General features: G+C 65.0%; 25 protein-coding genes and 1 pseudogene. 17 read left to right on the top strand and 9 right to left on the bottom strand.

What is annotated here, in order from left to right:
* The first annotated feature begins 56 nt into the window (after positions 1-56).
* The 7 genes from ACNQR1_RS20710 to ACNQR1_RS20680 all read left to right on the top strand — a co-directional run bounded on the left by ACNQR1_RS20710 (position 57) and on the right by ACNQR1_RS20680 (position 4,811).
* Positions 57-656: a TetR/AcrR family transcriptional regulator gene (locus tag ACNQR1_RS20710; protein ID WP_418047704.1), complete on the top strand. Its 600-nt coding sequence runs from the start codon at positions 57-59 to the stop codon at positions 654-656.
* A gap of 129 nt (positions 657-785) precedes the next feature.
* Positions 786-1,127 (top strand): ArsR/SmtB family transcription factor, encoded by a 342-nt coding sequence (locus ACNQR1_RS20705; RefSeq protein ID WP_418047703.1) that lies wholly within the window; start codon positions 786-788, stop codon positions 1,125-1,127.
* Positions 1,124-1,594 (top strand): SRPBCC domain-containing protein, encoded by a 471-nt coding sequence (locus ACNQR1_RS20700; protein WP_418047702.1) that lies wholly within the window; start codon positions 1,124-1,126, stop codon positions 1,592-1,594. Before ACNQR1_RS20705 ends, ACNQR1_RS20700 begins: the two co-directional genes overlap by 4 nt.
* A gap of 23 nt (positions 1,595-1,617) precedes the next feature.
* Positions 1,618-2,592 (top strand): prolyl aminopeptidase, encoded by a 975-nt coding sequence (gene pip / locus ACNQR1_RS20695; RefSeq protein WP_418047701.1) that lies wholly within the window; start codon positions 1,618-1,620, stop codon positions 2,590-2,592.
* A gap of 188 nt (positions 2,593-2,780) precedes the next feature.
* A complete protein-coding gene (locus tag ACNQR1_RS20690) occupies positions 2,781-3,542 on the top strand; it encodes an alpha/beta hydrolase (RefSeq protein WP_418047700.1) in 762 nt (253 codons plus the stop codon).
* A gap of 297 nt (positions 3,543-3,839) precedes the next feature.
* Entirely contained in the window at positions 3,840-4,346 is a 507-nt protein-coding gene (locus tag ACNQR1_RS20685) for a DinB family protein (RefSeq protein WP_418047699.1), read from the top strand.
* A 33-nt stretch (positions 4,347-4,379) separates the two neighbouring features.
* A complete protein-coding gene (locus tag ACNQR1_RS20680) occupies positions 4,380-4,811 on the top strand; it encodes a DUF4440 domain-containing protein (protein WP_418047698.1) in 432 nt (143 codons plus the stop codon).
* A gap of 11 nt (positions 4,812-4,822) precedes the next feature.
* On the opposite strand, the pseudogene ACNQR1_RS20675 reads toward ACNQR1_RS20680, so the two are convergent.
* A pseudogene (locus ACNQR1_RS20675) lies at positions 4,823-5,257 on the bottom strand (VOC family protein).
* Between the two features lie 208 nt (positions 5,258-5,465).
* On the opposite strand from ACNQR1_RS20675, the gene ACNQR1_RS20670 reads away from it, so the two are divergent.
* The 7 genes from ACNQR1_RS20670 to ACNQR1_RS20640 all read left to right on the top strand — a co-directional run bounded on the left by ACNQR1_RS20670 (position 5,466) and on the right by ACNQR1_RS20640 (position 10,050).
* Positions 5,466-6,377, top strand: a complete 912-nt coding sequence (locus ACNQR1_RS20670; protein ID WP_418047697.1) for an MBL fold metallo-hydrolase — start codon at positions 5,466-5,468, stop codon at positions 6,375-6,377.
* Between the two features lie 254 nt (positions 6,378-6,631).
* Complete coding sequence (locus tag ACNQR1_RS20665; protein WP_418047696.1) at positions 6,632-6,976, top strand: hypothetical protein; 345 nt, start codon at positions 6,632-6,634, stop codon at positions 6,974-6,976.
* A gap of 223 nt (positions 6,977-7,199) precedes the next feature.
* On the top strand, positions 7,200-7,796 hold the full coding sequence (locus ACNQR1_RS20660) for a TetR/AcrR family transcriptional regulator (RefSeq protein WP_418047695.1): 597 nt from the start codon (positions 7,200-7,202) through the stop codon (positions 7,794-7,796).
* Positions 7,793-8,260: a DUF6653 family protein gene (locus ACNQR1_RS20655; RefSeq protein ID WP_418047694.1), complete on the top strand. Its 468-nt coding sequence runs from the start codon at positions 7,793-7,795 to the stop codon at positions 8,258-8,260. Before ACNQR1_RS20660 ends, ACNQR1_RS20655 begins: the two co-directional genes overlap by 4 nt.
* A 114-nt stretch (positions 8,261-8,374) precedes the next feature.
* Positions 8,375-8,704 carry an ArsR/SmtB family transcription factor gene (locus ACNQR1_RS20650; RefSeq protein WP_418047693.1) on the top strand — a complete coding sequence of 110 codons (330 nt, stop codon included), beginning with the start codon at positions 8,375-8,377 and terminating at the stop codon, positions 8,702-8,704.
* A complete protein-coding gene (locus ACNQR1_RS20645; protein WP_418047692.1) occupies positions 8,704-9,393 on the top strand; it encodes a cation diffusion facilitator family transporter in 690 nt (229 codons plus the stop codon). The genes ACNQR1_RS20650 and ACNQR1_RS20645 overlap by 1 nt, the downstream gene beginning before the upstream one ends.
* Positions 9,394-9,414: 21 nt before the next feature.
* On the top strand, positions 9,415-10,050 hold the full coding sequence (locus tag ACNQR1_RS20640; RefSeq protein WP_418047691.1) for a methyltransferase family protein: 636 nt from the start codon (positions 9,415-9,417) through the stop codon (positions 10,048-10,050).
* An 11-nt stretch (positions 10,051-10,061) separates the two neighbouring features.
* On the opposite strand, the gene ACNQR1_RS20635 is transcribed toward ACNQR1_RS20640, so the two are convergent.
* The 5 genes from ACNQR1_RS20635 to ACNQR1_RS20615 form a co-directional block, all read right to left on the bottom strand.
* Positions 10,062-10,457, bottom strand: a complete 396-nt coding sequence (locus ACNQR1_RS20635) for a tautomerase family protein (protein ID WP_418047690.1) — start codon at positions 10,455-10,457, stop codon at positions 10,062-10,064.
* A 98-nt stretch (positions 10,458-10,555) separates the two neighbouring features.
* Complete coding sequence (locus ACNQR1_RS20630) at positions 10,556-11,899, bottom strand: S1C family serine protease (RefSeq protein WP_418047689.1); 1,344 nt, start codon at positions 11,897-11,899, stop codon at positions 10,556-10,558.
* 291 nt (positions 11,900-12,190) lie between these two features.
* Positions 12,191-12,424: a GNAT family N-acetyltransferase gene (locus ACNQR1_RS20625; protein ID WP_418050436.1), complete on the bottom strand. Its 234-nt coding sequence runs from the start codon at positions 12,422-12,424 to the stop codon at positions 12,191-12,193.
* 40 nt (positions 12,425-12,464) lie between these two features.
* A complete protein-coding gene (locus ACNQR1_RS20620; RefSeq protein ID WP_418047688.1) occupies positions 12,465-12,875 on the bottom strand; it encodes a transglycosylase family protein in 411 nt (136 codons plus the stop codon).
* Positions 12,876-13,273: 398 nt separating this feature from the next.
* On the bottom strand, positions 13,274-14,629 hold the full coding sequence (locus tag ACNQR1_RS20615) for an alpha/beta hydrolase-fold protein (protein WP_418047687.1): 1,356 nt from the start codon (positions 14,627-14,629) through the stop codon (positions 13,274-13,276).
* 150 nt (positions 14,630-14,779) lie between these two features.
* On the opposite strand from ACNQR1_RS20615, the gene ACNQR1_RS20610 reads away from it, so the two are divergent.
* The 3 genes from ACNQR1_RS20610 to ACNQR1_RS20600 all read left to right on the top strand — a co-directional run bounded on the left by ACNQR1_RS20610 (position 14,780) and on the right by ACNQR1_RS20600 (position 16,882).
* Positions 14,780-15,796: a TIGR03617 family F420-dependent LLM class oxidoreductase gene (locus tag ACNQR1_RS20610; RefSeq protein WP_418047686.1), complete on the top strand. Its 1,017-nt coding sequence runs from the start codon at positions 14,780-14,782 to the stop codon at positions 15,794-15,796.
* A gap of 68 nt (positions 15,797-15,864) precedes the next feature.
* Complete coding sequence (locus ACNQR1_RS20605; RefSeq protein WP_418047685.1) at positions 15,865-16,254, top strand: TA system antitoxin ParD family protein; 390 nt, start codon at positions 15,865-15,867, stop codon at positions 16,252-16,254.
* 37 nt (positions 16,255-16,291) lie between these two features.
* Positions 16,292-16,882 (top strand): zeta toxin family protein, encoded by a 591-nt coding sequence (locus tag ACNQR1_RS20600; RefSeq protein WP_418047684.1) that lies wholly within the window; start codon positions 16,292-16,294, stop codon positions 16,880-16,882.
* A gap of 7 nt (positions 16,883-16,889) precedes the next feature.
* On the opposite strand, the gene ACNQR1_RS20595 is transcribed toward ACNQR1_RS20600, so the two are convergent.
* The 3 genes from ACNQR1_RS20595 to ACNQR1_RS20585 are packed head-to-tail and all read right to left on the bottom strand — an operon-like array spanning position 16,890 to position 18,840.
* Entirely contained in the window at positions 16,890-17,246 is a 357-nt protein-coding gene (locus ACNQR1_RS20595; protein ID WP_418047683.1) for a thiocyanate hydrolase, read from the bottom strand.
* A gap of 10 nt (positions 17,247-17,256) precedes the next feature.
* Positions 17,257-17,982, bottom strand: a complete 726-nt coding sequence (gene scnC, locus ACNQR1_RS20590; RefSeq protein WP_418047682.1) for a thiocyanate hydrolase subunit gamma — start codon at positions 17,980-17,982, stop codon at positions 17,257-17,259.
* Positions 17,983-18,015: 33 nt separating this feature from the next.
* Positions 18,016-18,840: an SH3-like domain-containing protein gene (locus ACNQR1_RS20585; protein ID WP_418047681.1), complete on the bottom strand. Its 825-nt coding sequence runs from the start codon at positions 18,838-18,840 to the stop codon at positions 18,016-18,018.
* Between the last annotated feature and the right edge of the window lie 119 nt (positions 18,841-18,959).

Below are 18,959 nucleotides of genomic sequence, written 5' to 3'. Positions count from 1 at the left end.
ACATTCACATAGACAGACCGGTCTGTCTATGTCGCTTCCGGGGTTAGGGTGACGTCATGAGCACGCTCCAGGCAACCACCGCAGCGACGGCCGCGCCCGCAACGGGCACTGCCCCACCCGCGCAGCGATTGCTCGCCACTGCGGCTGAACTGTTCGCCAACCAGGGGATTCGCGCCGTCGGCATCGACCAGATCCTGCGCGAGGCCGGCGTCGCCAAAGCCAGCCTCTACAGCACCTACGGCTCCAAGGACGCCTTGGTGATCGCCTACCTCGCCGATTTGGATCACGCTGATCGCAACCGCTGGGAACGTGCAGTCGCCGACATCGAGGATCCGGTGGATCGAATCCTGATGTTCTTCGAACTCGCTTCAGTGGCCGCCACGCGGCGGGACTATCGCGGATGTCTCTACGCCAACGCCGCCACCGAATACCCCGGGGTGGAGCTCGAACCTGTACGGGCGCACCGTGAGTGGTTGCGGGACAGGTTGGCCACGCTGCTGGATCAGGCCGGAGTCAGCTCCCCCGCCGTGCTGGCCCGGCGCATTCAGCTGCTCTACGACGGCGCCCTTCTGGGTTCCAAGCTGGACCGCTCGACCGAGCCGATCGTCGCCGCTCGGGCACTCACCGAGGAGCTGATCGGCCTGCCGCGGCACTGATACCCCGCTGAACGGGCGTGCATCGGCACACCCCACCCGTCCGGACGTATTTCGGCCAAGGTTGCGTATCCCCGAGGCTTTGATACTTAGCCCTTGCGCTAACTATTGGAAACCTGGATACTTAGCCTTGTGGCACAGTATTCGGCCGAACTCGACGAGGTCTTCCTGGCTCTCGCAGATCCGACCAGGCGGACGGTGATCCGCCAGCTCGGGCGCGGACCGGCCAGCGTCGGCGACCTGGCCCGAGGGGCCACGATGACCCTCCCCTCGTTCATGAAGCACGTGCGGATGCTCGAGTCGACCGGACTGATCCGCACGGCGAAGGTCGGCCGCGTACGCACCTGCAAGCTCAACCGCGAACGGCTCATGGTCGTCGACGACTGGCTCGCTCAGCAGCGGCACATCTGGGAGGAACGCACCGACCGGCTGGAGCAATTCGTCACCAATCCCAAGAAGGAGAATCCGACATGAACCCCGATCTCGACCTCAGTATCGAACGGATCATTCACGCACCCCGCAAGGCCGTGTGGGAGGCATGGACCGATCCCGCCAGCCTGGCGCAGTGGTGGATTCCGGCGCCGACGTTGTGCCGCGTCGAGCGTTTGGAAGTCCGTCCAGCAGGCGCGTTCGTGACGCGGATGAGTGACGACGGTCGGGAATTCATACCGCATCTGGATGCATGCTTCCTGCTGGTGGACGAGTTCGAGCGGTTGGTGTTCACCAACGCCGTCGACAGTGGCTGGCGCCCCGCGGATCCCGCTCCGGTCGCCATGACAGCCGAAGTCACCATGTACGACCACGCGGACGGCACCGACTACCGCATCATCGCGCGGCACGCTGACCCGGCCGCCAGGAACCGCCATGCCGAGCTGGGCTTCGCCGAGGGTTGGGGCACTGTCGCCGATCAGCTCGCGCGGTTCGCGCAGACCACACGGTGACACTGCGCAGTACCGTCAGCACTGTGGCTGTTGAATCGTTGCCCGAGGCCAAGGTTCGTGACGAGGGTCTGCTGGACGTCGGTGACGGCAACCGGGTGTATTGGCAATGCAGGGGCAATCCTGACGGTCGACCGGTCCTGATCGTTCATGGCGGACCAGGATCGGGACGTTCGCGCAACGCCCACAAATCCTTCGACCCCGAACAGTTCCACGTCATCTCGTTCGACCAGCGAGGCTGTGGCGACAGCGTGCCCAGCGCTGCCGAACCCACTACCGACATGCGGCACAACACCACCGAACACCTGCTGGCGGACATGGAACTCCTGCGTGAACATCTGGGCATCGACCGGTGGCTGCTCTACGGCGGGTCCTGGGCGTCGACGCTGATCCTTGCCTACGCCGAGCGCCACCCCGAACGCGTCACCGGCATCGTCCTGGTCGGAGTAACGATGAGCCGGCCACGCGAGATCGACTGGCTCTACCACGGTCTCCGTCTGCTGCTGCCTGTGGAATGGGAACGCTTCCGCTCCGGCGTGCCTGCAGAAGACCGCGACAGCAACCTCGTCGAGGCGTATCGGCGGATGATGGAAAGCCCTGATCTCGCCACGCGGGAACGGGCGGCCCAGAATTGGTGCTCCTGGGAAGATGCCGTGATTGCACACGAAAACCTCGGTAAGCCAGGGCAATACAGTGACAAGCCCGACGCTGCGAAGCTGGCGTTTGTCCGGATCTGTACGCATTACTTCGCCCACAACGCGTGGCTCGACGACGGACAGCTTCTGCGTGATGCCGATCGCCTCGCCGGGATTCCGGGAGTACTGATCCACGGACGTCTCGACCTGTCGGGGCCGTTGCTCACCGCGTGGGAACTCGCTCAGGCTTGGCCCGCGGCGACGCTGAAGATCATCGACGACTCCGGCCACACCGGCAGTCCTGCCATGGCAGAGGCGATCGCCGAGGCAATCGCGGGGCTGGCCGCAGCCGGTACGCCGCGTTAAGGGGAAAAGCGTTGGACTGGTCGGCGTTCGCGTTGATACCGTTCCCCGGAACCGTGAGATCACGCGAGGAGGTGAGACCCATGTACGCAGCAACCATGCGGGTGCTCCCCACTCGTGTTCACGGTTGAGCGATCGACGAAGGTGTCGCCGGGAGCGCCTGAACAAGGCCAATCCCGAAAGGCAACACCATGCAATTCACTTCGCAGACAACCTCGAACGGTGTCACAGAACGCACCTTCACCCTGGACGGCGTCACCGGCGTGCTCTGGTCACCGGATTCCGATTCTCGGGCCGCTCCCCTGATCCTCGCCGGTCACCCCGGCGGCTTGGACAAGAAAGCCCCGAGGCACGTAGCCCGCGCCCACTCCGCCGTGACCGCTGACGGTTTCCATGTCGTCTCCATCGACTTGCCCGGACACGGTGACCGGCCGCGAAGCTCACAAGACCAGCGCCGGGTCGCCGATTTTCGCCAGGCGCGCGAGGAACGCAGTCCCTCGTTCGGCCGGATCCTCGCCGAGTATTGCCACTCGGTCGCAGAGCGCGCTGTTCCGGAGTGGCAGTCGACCATCGACGCCCTGCAGGCCCTGCCCGAAATCGGTGCGCATGCGCCAATCGGCTACTCCGGGGCGTCGCTGTCCGGTGCGGTCGGGATAACGCTGGCGGCGGTCGAACCTCGGATCACCGCTGCGGTCTTCGGCTGGGTGTCGGCGCATGATGCTCTGCTCGAAGCAGCCGAACTGGTGACCATGCCTGTCGAGTACCTGCTCCCGTTGAACGACGAGGAGATCCCGCGCGACTTCGGTCTCGAGCTGTTCGACGCGTTCGCCTCGGAAGACAAAGTGATACATGCCTTCCCGGGCGGGCATCACCAGGTGCCCACCGATGGCCGGATCGACACCCGGTTCTTCCCTCGGCACCTCGGGCGGGCTTCCGGCACATCGACAGCGTGACGTCAAAGGGGTGTCGGCGGCCAGTCCGCCTCGGGTCGCCGACACCCCCGGAACGTTGCCAGAACGCCACCGGGCCCACATACTGACCTCGGCAGCAGTCCGTTCCGACCGGCTGGAATCTGCCGTATCGATGCATCCTCGCTCGGCCCGCAATCGCGCGGCGAGCGCCCCCGGTCGTCGCGCGGCGCCGGGTTCCTTTTCCGCATGGACAAAATGCCGTGCCGGCAGTGTGCGCCGTTGCGCCTGCCGATGCGGACCGTGCCGATCGCGACAATCAGCAGAGTGGAGTGAAATCACATGATTACCAACCGTATTACCGATGGCGAAGAGCGAGCGATCATCGAGAACATGCTCGACCGCAACCGCGAAGCGCTCGTCGAAACCGTCCGGGGTCTGTCCGAAGCGGACGCCCGTCGACGACTCGTCACGTCGTTGACGACGCCGATCTCGCTGATCAAGCATGCCGCCGCCGCGGAACGGATCTGGTTCCAACGGTTCTGGGCGGGACTGGACGAATCTGAATGCGACGGATACTCGAAGCGTGACGAGGGCACCTTCGCTGTCACACGCGACGAGTCGGTGGCTGACGTGATCGCCGAATTCGAACGCGCGAGCCGGCGATCACGTGAGATCGCCTCCCGATTCGACCTCGACGACACCAAGGACAATCCCCGCGAAGGGACAGTCAGCATGCGGTGGACCCTGCTCGCCATGATCGAGGAGTTCGCCCGTCACGCGGGCCACGGGGACATCCTTCGAGAACAGATCGATCGGCCCGGCGCCCGCACCGGTCAAACGCCTTGACCTCAAGTGCACTTCGGATTCTACGGTTGAGCGATGACGACGCAACGCCCATCTCTCAATGACCCGGCCGTCGACGGCAGTCAGGCGGTACGTGATCTGATCGACCATCTTCAGCGCGGTGGTGAAACGGGAGACGCTGACGTTTACGACGGGATGTTCGCAGCGGACATCCTATGGGGAACGCCGAAAGGCATGGTGCTCAAGGACTATTCGACTCTCAACCCGATCCATCGACAGATGATGAGCGGTCCCCCGGTTGCACCGGCATCACGGTTCGAACTCGCACAGGTCATCTCGCCGGCACCGGGGGTGGTGGTTGCCCAGATTCGCCGGAGCGCGCTCGACGGCGGTTTCAGCGAGATGGCGATGTACGTCCTGGTTCAGCAGGGCGAGCGATGGTGGGTCGCCGCAGCACAGAACACCCCGGTCGTCGACACGCTGCCACCGATAACGGCGACACGTTGAGCCGGCGTCGTTCAGTCGAGACAGAATTCGTTGCCCTCGACGTCCTGCATCACGACGCACGACTCGTTGATGCCATCGGCAGGCAGTAGTCGCACCCGTACCGCGCCCAGCTGAACCAGTCATGCGCACTCGGCCTCGAGTGCCTGCAGGCGCTCCTGACCAACCAGCCCGCTGCCCACGCGCACGTCAAGATGCACCCTGTTCTTGACGACCTTGCCCTCCGGGACGCGCTGGAAGAACAGCCTCGGGCCTGCGCCGGTGGGATCGATGCAGGCGAACATCGAACCCTGGCGCTCCAGCGGAAGGGTTCGATCGAAATCCGACCACGTGTCGAACCCCGGCGGTGGCGGCGGCACGACGTACCCGAGAACCTCGCACCAGAAGCGCGCGACACGCTCTGGATCTGTGCAGTCGAAAGTCACTTGGAACTGTTTGACCGAGGCCATCGGTCGACCATATCGGCGGGTGCTTGGTGCCTGCCGGTAATTGCGCAAGCACCCCGACCTGTCCGACACGTCGGCTTAGGTGACCCTGTCGGTGCCCGACCCGCGTTCTCGTCCGATCGCCGGATGAATCTCACCTCTCGAGGGCGTTCCCCGGGAAAGACAGGTCATTTCACCATGTCTTCCGGTACAGCCCTCAGGAGGAGAACGCATGAGTTTGGACAACATTTCACGCCTCGGAAGTCCGGTCGACGAGTTGGTGCCGTCACGTTATGCGGTGCAAGTCGGCGACATCGAGGTGCTGGTGATCAGCGACGGCGTGCTGCCGATCACCGCCTCGACGTTGGCCACCAACGTCGAGCCGGCCGAGCTGGCGGGCTGGCTGGGCGACAACTTCCTGCCGCCCGAGGTCGTCGACTGGCCGTTGAACGTGGTGGTGGTGCGTAGCGGCGATCGGACCATCCTCGTCGACGCCGGGCTGGGGCTGGAGTTCCCGGACTTCCCGCGCGCCGGCAACACGGTCCAGCGGCTCGAGGCCGCCGGTGTCGATCTCGGCTCCGTGACCGATGTGGTCCTGACCCACATGCACATGGACCACGTCGGCGGGTTGATCACCCAGGGCCTCAAGGAACGGCTGCGCCCGGACCTTCGGGTCCACGCCGCGACGGCAGAGGCCGAGTTCTGGGAATCGCCCGATTTCTCTCGCACCGTCATGCCCCAGCCGATCCCCGATGTGCTCCGCCGGGTCGCCAAGCAGTTCCTGGACGAATACCGTGGTCAGCTCCAGACGTTCGAGACGGAGTACGAGGTGGCACCGGGAGTCCTCATCTCCCGTACCGGTGGTCACACCCCCGGACACAGCGTGGTCCGCCTGGAATCCCGCGGCGACAAGCTCACGTTCGCCGGTGACGCAGTGTTCGCACCCGGGTTCGACAACCCCGAGTGGCAGAACGGGTTCGAGCATGACCCCGAGGAGTCTGCGCGCGTTCGCGTCCAGCTCCTGCGCGAGCTGGCAGCGACCGGAGAATCGCTGGTGGCCACACACCTGCCGTTCCCGTCGGTCTGCCACGTGGCGACCGCAGGTGACGTCTTCCGGTGTGTGCCGGCCACCTGGGACTACTGACCGCTCGTCGTGGTTGGCCGGCGCGCTCCTCGGAGTTCGCCGGCCCTCCCGCGTCCCATCCGCCCTTGGGGCAGGATCAACTCACGCGCCCAATTTTTGACATATACGTCAAAGTTCAAGTGGCGTTGAAGTTTTTGCCAGCGAACTCTGCATTTCCACCCGCCGCACGCGCAGAGCTGCGAGCATGGCGATAACGATTTGGCAACGGCAATTGCCGCGCCGACTCGTTTCGGTCCCAGAAGAAGGAGCGGCAGATGAGTTGGATGATGACCTCTGCGGCGCGGAGCGCGCTGACGAGAACAGCCGTGGCGGCAGGCGCCGGACTATGCGTGGTGGGCGCGGTCATCTCGACGCACCCGGCATCCGGCGTTTTCGCAGCACCCCGTGTTCCCGCGGCTCTCGACTCCCCCCTCAGCCCGGACGACCCGGCGTGCGCGACGGAGGGATGGAATCCGGCCTGCTTCGGCGGCATGTACGACCAGGTGCCAGATGACGGCATACCCGGCGACAATGCGGCGGAGGGCGGGATACCTGCTCCGGCAATGGTGCCGAATGTCGACGGGTCGATGAGCCCGCCCGGCATGCCTGGAGCCATCTAGCCCCAACACGTCCACTGCCACCGCCGACTGCGCTCAGCGTCGGACGGGCGGGGCCCTCCCCCGCGACATCGGGCTGCCGCACAATGAAAGTCCTTGCACCCCAAGGCCTTGTCGCCCCGGCGTGATCGCGACGCCGACAGCAAGGCTCACACTCTCGGATCTGCACGGCACGCGCCTGCAAAGCAGCGTAGGCTATGACCAAATTTGAGAAAGAGTCATAGCAGTGGCCACAGCGTTCACGCAGAACGAGAAACAACGAATCGGCGACGCCCTGCTCGACGCCGGTGAGCGCCGGTTCGTCGCGCAAGGTTTGAAGAAGACGTCGCTCGACGAACTCGTCGCGGCGGTGGGCATCGCCAAAGGCAGCTTCTATGCCTTCTTCGACTCGAAGGAGTCGCTGTACCTCGAGGTGATGCTGAAGCGAGCGCCGAGCGTGGCCGCCCGCGTCGCTGCCACGCTCGAGGCGCCGGTGAGCGAGGACGGACTCGTTGCGGTTCTGCGCGGCGTCACCGACGCCCTGACCGACGATCCGATGTACCGGAGGCTGATCACGCGTCCCGAAGAACTCGACGCCGTGACCCGCCGGCTCGGCAGTGCGCAGATCGACCGCGTCACACCGTATCTCGTGACACCACTGCTCGATTATCTGACAGCGGGCCAAGCCGAGGGCGCCCTCGTGGAGGACATCGAGCCGGCCGTACTGCTCCAGGTCATTCGCACCATCGGCCTGGTCGTCATGCACCGCGACCGCTTCGAGCCCGGCTACGACGCCGTACTCGACGCCACCATCCGCACACTGGCGAGAGGAATGCTTCGATGAGCCTCCTGGACAGGTATGCCCGCATGGCCGGGATGAGCGACGAGGCGTGGCGGCGCCATGCCAATCCGTGGAGCGTGTGGACCAGATTCGCGGCAATCCCACCGGCACTCCTGGCGATCTGGGGCCGCACGTGGATCGGCTGGTGGGCACTGGCCCCACTGGCGGTGGTCGCGCTGTGGCTGTGGTGGAATCCGCACACATTCGCGCCGATCGACACACCCACCGCCTGGTCGTCGAAGGGTATCTACGGCGAGCGCATCTGGATGCGTGACCGGAGCCGAGTTCCGCAGGGGTTCAAAGTCGTTCAGCGGATCTGGACGGTGAACGCGCTGGCAGGCTTTGCCATGCTCACATACGGGTTGGTGGCACTCCAGGCGTGGCCCACGGTATCGGGAGCAGCGCTGATCGTCCTCGGCCAGCTGTGGCGCATCGACCGGCTCGGCATCCTCTATGAGCAGTCATGACGCCCTGCCGCTGCCGGCGCGCGCACCTTTCGCGGATACGTCGGGCCGCGGGTAGCACAGGTACACGATAGTTCATTCTTTTATGAATACAGAAATAGATGTACTGTCAAACCCATGGAGACGCTCACGCAGGTCGCGGTATTGGCTCGGTTCGGCCAAGCCCTGTCGGATCAGACCCGGTCCACGATCCTGCTTGCCCTGAAAGACTCCCCCGCCTATCCGGCCGACCTGGCCGAAGCGGCCGGGGTATCCCGGCAGAGCATGTCCAATCACCTTGCCTGCCTTCGTGGTTGCGGTCTGGTGGTGGCGATCCCGGAGGGCCGCCGCACTCGCTACGAACTCGCCGATCCCAAGCTGGCCCATGCGTTGAACGATCTGTTGCATGTGGTGCTGGCTGCCGACGCGGACCACTGCCCGAACGCCGCGTCCGAGAGGTGTTGCTGATGGCGCCTGGCCTGCAGCGACCAGTGGACCGCCTGGACCCGGCGCGACGGGCACTGCTGCATCGGCGCATCCGATGGTTCGTCGCCGCGACCATCACCTACAACGTGGTCGAGGCGATCGTGGCCATCGGCGAAGGCGCCAGGGTGTCCTCGACCGCGCTGATCGGTTTCGGGCTCGATTCGGTGATCGAAGTGTCCTCAGCTGCCGCCGTGGCCTGGCAGTTCTCGGGCCCGGACCCGCAGGCCCGCGAAAAGACCGCGCTGCGGATCATCGCGGTGTCGTTCTTCGCACTGGCCGGCTACGTCACGGTCGAATCGATCCGTTCACTCACCGGAGCGGCCGAGGCCCGCCACTCGGCAATCGGCATCGCGCTGACGGCGGCCAGTCTCGTCGTCATGCCGGTGCTGTCCTGGGCTCAACGCCGCGCGGGCCGTGAGCTGGGCTCTCGCTCGGCGGTCGCCGACTCCAAGCAGACGCTGCTGTGTACCTACCTGTCTGCCGTGGTGCTCGCCGGCCTGATTCTCAACAGCCTGTTCGGATGGAGTTGGGCCGACCCGGTCGCCGCGCTCATCCTCGCCGGTGTCGCCGTGTACGAAGGGCGCGAAGCGTGGCGTGGCCAAACCTGCTGCAACACAGGCATTCCTGACACCGAGATGGAAGACGGCTGTGGCCCCGATTGCAGTCACTGACCAACCAGGGAGATGACGACCATGGCGCTGACCGCACTGATCCTCTATCTGATCTTCGCGGCGCTGGGGTTCGGCTGGCGCAGCTGGGTGCAATACCGACGAACCGGTTCGACCGGATTCCGTGGCATGAACGGACAGCCCGGCTCGCTCGAATGGCTGGCCGGCGCCGGGTTCATCGTGGCGATCATCGTGGGAGTGAGTGCTCCGGTCGCGCAACTCTTCGGGCTCCTCACCCCGATCCCCGTCCTGCAGACTCCGTGGATTCAGGCGTTCGGGACAGTGTTGGCCGTCGCCGGTATCGCCGCCACCGTCTACGCCCAACTGGATATGGGCGAGTCGTGGAGAATCGGTGTTGACCCCAGCGAGACAACGGCATTGGTGCGCAATGGCGTATTCGGAGCTGTGCGCAATCCGATCTTCACCGCCATGCTCGTGTTCGCCGCAGGCATTACCCTGATGACACCCAATCCGATCGCGTTGCTGGGCTTCATCGTGGTGTTGGCCACCATCGAACTGCAGGTCCGGATCGTCGAGGAGCCTTACCTTCTCCGCACCCACGGTCAGGCGTATCGCGACTACTGCGCCGGCGTCGGACGCTTCCTGCCCGGCATCGGACGCGGCGAGATCCGCCATCGCCGCCCTTCGGGCAGTCGGTGACACCCAGACGATCAGACCTCGACGGTGAAGCCGAGGTTGACATCGCAGGCGGCCCGGCCGCCGCGAACACCCCAGTTCTCCAGCGCGCTCTCACGCAACACGATCGTGATGTGGTCCGACGGAATACCCAGCGTCTCCAGCCGGGTGACGATCTCCCGGTACAGATTTCGCTTGGCCTGGATCGATCGGCCGGCAAAGCAGTCGATGGTCACGAGCGTGTACAGCTCAGGTTTCGCCAGCCCCGGCGAATACGAGAACCGGTGCGGTTCATGGGACATAAGGCGAACATGCTTGTCCCCGCGAGGTATCTGGAATGCGGCCACCAGCGCATCGTGCACCGCATCGATGATCGCGACCTCTTCCGATTCGGTGTGGCGGCACCTGACCTCGATGAGCGTGCTGGGCATCCAGGAATCGTCACACATCTGGAGTGCGACCGTCACGTCATTTTCGCCGGGTGGTCCCCAGCCCTGAATCATCAGGCTGGGGACCACATCCCGTTTCGTTATGCCTGCAACTGGCCCAGCGTGACGTCCACGGTGCGCGAATCTCCGGACGGGTCCTCATAGGTCAGCGTCACGGTGTCGCCAGGAGCCTTGGATCGCACCGCGGCGACCAGGGCATCGGGACCGTCGATCACCTGGCTGTCGAGTTTGGTGATCACCGCGCCCTCGGGCAGGCCGGCCGCTGCTGCGGGTCCCCCGTCGACCACACCGGCGACCGCGGCACCGCGGGTGTCTTTGCCGGAGAGCTGGACACCCAGGGAGGCATGCTGGACAGTTCCGGTCGAGACCAGTTCATCGGCAATACGTTTGGCCTGATCCACCGGGATGGCGAAGCCAAGACCGATCGAACCGGCCTGCCCGCCGCCCTGGGAACCTTGGCCGCCGCCCAACGATGCGATCGCCGAGTTCACCCCGATGAGGTCACCGTTCATGTCGACCAGGGCACCGCCGGAGTTGCCCGGATTGATCGCCGCATCGGTCTGAATGGCGCTCATCACCGACTGCTGGCCACTCTGCCCGTCACCGGTCGCCACCGGCCGATCCAGCGCGCTGATGATGCCGGTGGTCACCGTCCCCTGCAGGCCCAGAGGTGAGCCGACCGCAACCACGTTCTGCCCCACCTTGAGGTCCTTCGACGAACCGATCGAGATCGGGGTCAGCCCGGAGACGTTCTGCGCCTTGACCACCGCGATGTCATCGTCGGGGTCGGTGCCGACCACTGTGAACGGCACCGTCCGTCCGTCGGACATCGTCACCGTCGCCTGCATGGCACCACTGGTCCGGCCGGAACTGTTGGTCGAGGGCCCGTTCGGCGAATACTGGTCGTCGCCGGGGAACTGATCACCGGGAAACAGGCCGCGCGGGAAGCCGGGGAACTGACGGTCGGGTGACGCCTCGGCGGCCATCGGCCCCTGATCGCCGGCACCTCGGGCGGCCGAGGCCACGACATGGTTGTTGGTGAGGATCAGGCCGTCTTCGCTGAGGACGATGCCAGACCCTTCCTCACTGCCCTGGCCGGTGTCGATCTGCAACTTGACCACGCTGGGCAACACCTTGGCCGACACCTGCTCGACCGACCCGGCAGGCGCTGAACCCTTCGGTTGCACGGGAGCCGACCCTGCGGCCGGCGAAGGCTTGCCGACGCGGTCAACGGCCGGCGCCTGGGCGACGGGCGTGGCCGGTCCGCCGTGATCGACCACCGCCACCGCAGCGACGGCTCCGGTGGCCATGGCCACCGCGGCCGTGCCGGCGACCAGAACTCCGACGCGGGACTTCTTCTTGGGCTGTGAGGCTTCCGGCGCCGGCGGTGCGTCGACGAGGGGCGCATCGAACTTCTGGGTCATCTCGGGGTGCAGCCCATAATGCGGGTACGGCTGCTGATAGCCCTTCCGGCTCCATGGGCTCGGGTTCCGTTGATCCGCCGCCTGTTTCGATTCCCATTCGTGGTTGCCACTGTGCGATCGCATCCCCGACCACTGATTCATACCGTTTGCTTCTTCCCTTGCGACACCGACATATATGCGCCGTGCCGGCGCCTATATAGATGGTGCAGTCCGGTACTGAGGGTTTGCTGAGAGTGAGTTCAGCGCTGCCCAAGACTTTTTCGCCACGAGGCGGAAATGGTGCGGTATGCGTCACCCATGTGCGCGGTCCCACAACGCCGTGGCGACCGTGCTGAAAGTTCCACTGCGGCAGGAACGTCCCCCGTCAGAGGTACCCAGCCGGGAGAACCCGAGTCGGTCTGCCAGTCGAAGCGCCGCCAGGTTTGCCGACTGGGTGACGATCACGACCGGTTGGTCAGCGAGTTGGCCTGCCGCGCAGCGCAGTAACGCGCGAGACGCCTCGGTCGCATAACCCCTGCCGGTGATCGTCCATCCGTGCCGGATCAGTTTCGGTCCGAGTGCGCGGTCAGCCCAGCGGATTGAGCACCAAGGTGCACAGGCGCGGCAGGTTCCTCAGCGGGATCCAGACCATCACCTGGCGGCAGGTTCCCGTAGCCTGGCCGATCGGGCCGCCGCAGACCGGCCACGCTCCGAGGCCCTGAGTCTGCAACACGTTGCGCGCCACGCGGATCTGCTCCTCACGGCTCGCCGCGGCGGGCGATCCCATGCCGCCGTGGGAAGCCCACGTGGCGGGAGTGAACTGCAGCCCACCGTAGAAGCCATTGCCGGTGTCAGCCGACCAGTTTCCGCCCGACTCGCATTGCGCCATCGCGTCCCAGTTCGGTTCGGCACCGGCACTCGGAACGGTAAGGAGAGTCTGAGCCAGGGCGATCGCACCGACGAACCCGATCACGGTGACGACCTTGCGCACGCGCATGTCGATCCCTTCATTGGCAGCATGCACTGCCCGTGCACGCCGGTAATGGCGGGGCGAAAGGCCATTTGCAGCCCATCGTGATACGGAGTTTACCCATGGGGCGAAAGTAAAATACCCGGGCTAGAGAGTCTAATTATCTTCTTTGAGTTTATTTAATAGTTATGCGCTTCCTGAGGTCGGTGAGGAAGGTGTGACCATGCGGATGTGTCCCGTAAGCGCAGGTCAACACCACGATCAGTAGCAAAGGCCATCCGAGGGGCCCGCTGCCGCGATTAATAAAATCGAGCCACCACTGCTGTGACAATTGCAGTCTTGTGTGAATTCAGTTTCTAAAGCGATAGCAGTGAAAGAATTGAATTCTGTTGCCTGTGTGACTGCTGAGAAAGATGTGGTTCCTGTTACAGGTCGGTGTTCACAATATTGGCGGGGCGCAGCCGGGCGATGATCCCGTCGAGGTCGCGGATGAACATGTCGGGACGGAAGACATGCCCCCCGGGCACCTCATGCGCCTCAAACGGGATCCCGGCGCGACCGAGGAGGTCACGGAACTCACGCTGGCCGGCGAGCACCTGCGTCTCATTCACGCTGTCGAACCAGTTGAGCGGATCGGGGCTGGTGCCGGCGACCATGAAGATCCGCTTGTTGCGATAGCTCTCGATCCGTTCGACCGGGTTGTCCGCGCTTACCCTGGCCTGGTCCCAGAACGGGGCCCCATAGACCGTTCCGCCACCCAGGTCGAGAACCGCCGACGTGATGTTCGCCCAGTGCACCACGAGGCCGAAATCCCGCCGCAGACTCGCTGGACCGGAGTGGGCGCTGACCGACGCGAAGTGGCCGTAGTACTTCGCGGTGTACTTCAGCGCGCCGAATCCGCCCATCGAGAATCCGCCGACCGCGCGACCGTCGTACTCGGCATAGGTCCGGAAATTCGCCTCGATCCACGGCAGCAGCTGAGCGATGTGGAATGTCTCCCAGTTGCGCGGCCCGACGAATGAGGTGACCGGGTTGGAATACCAACCGGCGTGCCCGCCGTCGGGCATCACCACGATGATCGGCTTGCCTGCCGTCCAGTCGCGGATGCCCAGAAAGTCGAACTGACGGAAATCGTCGGCGCCCCCGTGGAACATGTAGAGCACGGGATAGGTGCGGCCACTGGTGTGGTAGTCGTCGGGCAGCAGAACGTTGACGCCAGGGTTCCAGCCGACGGCGGCGGTCTGAAAGCGGTAGTACCACAGACGGGGATCGTTCTCGTTGCGGTCGACGATCCGCAGTCCGAACCCGTCGCTGCGACCGCTGAAGATGACCAGCGCCTGACCCGGGTTGATGTGGCCCGGGTCGGAGATACCGTTGACTCCGGCGATCGGTGGATAGAACGAGGCGTCACCGTAGAAACGTGATGCCAACGCCGACAACGTATCCCCCGGAGCGACGGTGTATCTCTTGAGTTCGGGGACGAATAGCCGTTGCCCTGGACTGAGGGCGGCGCCCTCGGCGATTCCGTTCGCGGCGGCAATCAACCGGGACAGCTCGGCGTGCCCGTAGAAGCGCGAAGCGACGGCCGGCAACGTGTCGCCGGCCGCGACGGTGTATCGCGCGTAATCGGGAAAGACCAGTTTCTGTCCGACGTTGACGACGTCGGGATTTGGAATTGCGCTGGCCGCGGCGATCAGCCGATAGAGCTCCGCGTCCCCGTAGAACCGCAAGGCCAACGCTGAAAGCGTCTCCCCCGCCACGACTGTGTGAATTCTGACCATGGTCCCCTCCTTCAGTTGCACCAGCTCTGATCGACGACGAGTCCGGTTGCTCTGATCCCCTCCTCAAGTCTAGGCGTCCGGCGGCGTGAAACGGTTGACTTCTAAGGCATTACGGGTGTCTGACGCCCGCGCTCACGTACGCTCCCCCACGTGTACGTCGACGTGATGACCGTTCCGCAGCCGCTGGCAAAAATCGGTTTCCTTGCCGGCCGCATCCAGGCCGCCGGATTCTCCGGCCTACTACTCACCGAAACGGGCCGCACCGCATATCTCAACGCCGCGGTGGCATCTCAGTCGGCCCCGGGGCTGGAGCTGTCGACCGGTGTCGCCGTTGCCTTTCCGCGCAGCCCGTTCATCACGGCAGCGTCGGCCTGGGAACTGCAGGAAGCGACGGGCGGCAGGTTTCGGCTCGGCATCGGCACCCAGGTCCGCACGCATGTGGTCCGGCGCTACGGGATGCCCTTCGAGCATCCGGGGCCGCGCCTGCGCGACTACGTGCTGGCGGTGAAGGCATGCTTCGCCGCCTTCCGGACCGGCAAGCTCGATCACCACGGCGACTTCTACGATCTCGACTTCATCACTCCCCAGTGGAGCCCCGGGCCGATCGATGCACCCGATCCCAAGGTCGACGTCGCCGCCGTGAATCCGTGGATGCTGCGGATGGCCGGCGAAGTTGCAGACGGTGTCCACGTCCACCCGATCGGCGAGCCGGGTTACCTCGCCCGCCACGTCCTGCCCAACATCGCCGCGGGCGCGGCCGAGGCGGGCCGCTCCCCCGCCGACATCGCGAAGATCGTCCCGGTGATGACGATCGTCGGCGACAGCGATGAAGAACGCGCCAACGAGCGCGAGTTCGTCCGGGCCAGCATGAGCTTCTACGGCAGCACCCCAAACTATGCGTTCATCTGGGACGAGGCGGGATTCGACGGCACCACCGCACGCCTGCGGGAGAAACAGAAGGCCGGTGACGTCGCGGGCATGGCAGCGCAGATCACCGACGACCACATCGCCGCCTTCGCCACCGAATCGACCTGGGACGGGCTGGCAGACGCGCTGACCGCCAAATACGCCGGAATCGCCACCCGCATCGTGCTCTACAACGCGCTCGGCGGGCCCGAACGCCTCGAGCGGTACGGGGAGATCGCCAGGCGGTTGTCAGCGGCATGACGCGGGTCACCGCCTGATCTGTAGCATTCTGCTACTCTTGTTTCAGACTGCTACAACGGAGGCCCGCCATGACCGAAACCGCAGATCGGGTGACCCGGTTCGCCGCCGACCTCATCGACAGTGCGGCCGCGGAAGGCGCACGTCAGAGCCGGTCGGCCAAACAGCAGCTCGACCACTGGGCCCGCGTCGGCCGCGCCGTGTCGAGCCGGCACAGCGCCGCGCGCCGCAAGGTGGAGGCCGCCTTGGCAGGTGATATCCCGCTTCGGGAATTGACCGCCGAGGAAGGTGCGGTGTTCGACGCCGAGATTGCCGCCTCCATTGAAGAGAGCCTGGCGCGCGCCGACTACGGCAAGACGCTGGCCGCTCGTGGCATCACCACCGTCGCGCTCGACGAGAACGGCAACGTCGTGCAGTACCGACCGGACGGCAGCACCGCGGCGCTGGCACGCCCGCAGTGATCCCGACGTGCGCTGACGCGGACCGCACCGTCGCGCGGTGAAGCGTCTCGATCTCGTCGTCGGATGCAACGGCGCCGGAAAGTCCACTTTCATCGAACTCACCCTCTCTCCACTGCTTCCCGGCAGCGCCTTCGTCAACGCCGACGAAATCGCCAAGCGGCGCTGGCCGGAAGATCCGGCCCCACACTCCTACGAGGCCGCGCTGGTGGCCGCCGAAACCCGGGCCAAGCTCATCGAGCTCGGCGAATCCTTCATCGCGGAGACCGTTTTTTCCCACCCCTCCAAACTCGGACTCATCGACGACGCACAGGCTGCCGGCTACACGGTGATCCTGCACTGTGTCCTGATCCCCGAAGAACTGGCCGTGCTACGAGTACGCCACCGGGTGCAAGCCGGCGGTCACCAGGTTCCCGAGACGAAAATTCGTGAACGCTACCAACGACTTTGGGATCTTGTGGCGATCGCCGCGAGGCGGGTGGACTCGGCGACGTTCTACGACAACAGCACCATCAGGGGCCCGCGGATCGTCGCTCAGATCTCAGGCGGATTCACCATCGGATCGCCGTCGTGGCCGGAATGGACGCCGGCGGCACTGACTTCACGGTCGGCGGAAGGCAGCGATCACTGACCTGCGGTCAGTCCCCCTCGAGTCGGGACCGGACTTCCCGCATGCGGTCGGCCAGAGACTGCTCGTCGATGATGTTCCGGGCGACCAGCGAATGTGTCAGTGCGGCAAGCTGGTTCTCCGGGTACGGCAGCGTCACGTAGACCTCGTTGACCAGACGGTCCTCGTCGTTTCGCCGGGTGAGCAACGGCAGGGTCACTCCCTCGTCGTCGAGCGCGTCGCACATCCCGTCGAGACTCGACTTCCACGGCGGCACCAGGTTGGAGACGCCGTACTTCTGCGCCATCCGGGGCCAGACCTGCCCGCGCCCGACGAGCTCCTCCAGCGTCCGCACCCTGACCGTCGTCACGTCTTCTTCGTCCGTCATCGACTGCCCCTCAGTACCCTTCGGCCGGCCGGACCGCCGCGTGCACCGGTCGCTGCGCATTCGTCGTGACGCCGGGCTTCGGCAGGGCAACACCGATCATGCAATCGCGGGTGACGATCTCGGCGAGTTGCTCCTCGGTCCAGCCCTCGGTCCCGGCGGGCCGGACCGGCAGCACCAGGAAACGGCGTTTGGAATTGGAGTCCTCGATACGGATCTCGACGTCATCGGGCAGGAAAAGGCCGAATTCGCCGAGCACTTGACGCGGCCAGCGCACGATGCGACGCCGGTAGTTGGGCGTCCGGTACCACTCGGGCGAGTTGCCGAGAAGCGGCCGGGGATAACACGAGCACAAGGTGCAGACGATCACGTGGTGGAGAGTGGGCGTGTTCTCGAGCACCTCGAGCGCCGTGAAGTCGCTGGGTGTCCCGAAGCCGGTCGGGTGCAACCAATCGATTCCCACTTCTTTACTGGCCGCGATGGGATCCCGAAGCGCCAACTGCTTGAAATCCGGATCGACCCAGGCCTTTGCGACGAATCGCGAGCCCGGTGCCGGTCCGATCTGTTCGACGAATTCGGTGTAATGGCGATGGTCTTCGGCGGTGAACAGGCCTTTCTCAATGGCCAATTCGCGCAGCGCGATCTCCAGGACCTCGAAATCGGTCACTTCCTCGACCATCGGTGCCGCATGTCGCTCGGGTGCATCGTGATGCGTATGTGCGGCGTCGTCGTGCGTCATGTCGCATTCCTGTTCGTCCGTCGAATGAGCGGTCTAACCCAGCGGCTGCAACCACAGTTCGGAGATCTCGGCCTGGAGGGTGTCGCCTTCGGCACCCGCGTAGGGGTCCCACACGTCGGTCATGTTGAAGCGCACGATGTAGAACCATTGAGGCTTCTGCTCTTCGCGGTCGAATGCCTCGTCCTCGGGCACCAGGCTTTCGTAGGACACCTCGACGACCGTCGCGGGCTTGCCGCGCAGATACTCCTGGGTGCGGGTGTAGAAGATGGTCGGAAGATCCCGCACGCGCACCCGATCGCCGACGGCGAACCGCGGTTCGCCGGCCTGGCCGGCGAACCGCTGCGGATCGCCCTTGCCGAGCGCCTCGATGTGATGGCGGTTCCTGGAGACCGTCGTTGGATCACCGACGCTGCGTGGCGCTGCCGCCAGCGCGTCCGCGCCACCGTCGGCCACACGGGCGCGCACCTCGTCGACTCGCTCCAACAACTCGCGAAGCGTGATGTGGTCCTTCTCAACAAGGACCCGGGCGATCGCCCACACCCACCGGCCGTAATAGGGGAAGCCGTGGTACACCGTCCGCCCCACGTCGACGTTGCCCAGCCGCCGCCGTTCTTCGGACGTCCAAATGCCACGCCAGCCGAGAACCTCACACGTGACGAAGGTATTGAGCTCCCACGCCTCTTCTTCCTTTTCCTCGAAGATCGCCGGAGCGTCGGGATCGCCGCCGACGTCGTGCGGATTCTTCATGAACGCGGAGAACAGCGTGTGGTCTATCTGATCGGGATAGGGCCAGTCCTGGAGGTGATGCAGGGCTGGGCGCAACTGGCTGACAAAGTCACCCATGGAATTGTTGGCCATAATCCGTGTCCTCGACTGTGGATAAACGGTCTGCCTGCGGCGACGCTATCACGAGCAAACTTTGCCCGGCGGCTATCGATGAATCTCTGCGCCCGGTGGCACCTCGGATATTTGCATTT

The sequence above is a fragment of the Mycobacterium sp. 48b genome, from assembly GCF_048282725.1.
In the GTDB taxonomy this organism is placed as follows: domain Bacteria; phylum Actinomycetota; class Actinomycetes; order Mycobacteriales; family Mycobacteriaceae; genus Mycobacterium.
Note: the sequence above shows the minus strand (reverse complement) of the source record. Positions and strands in the feature narration are given on the sequence as shown.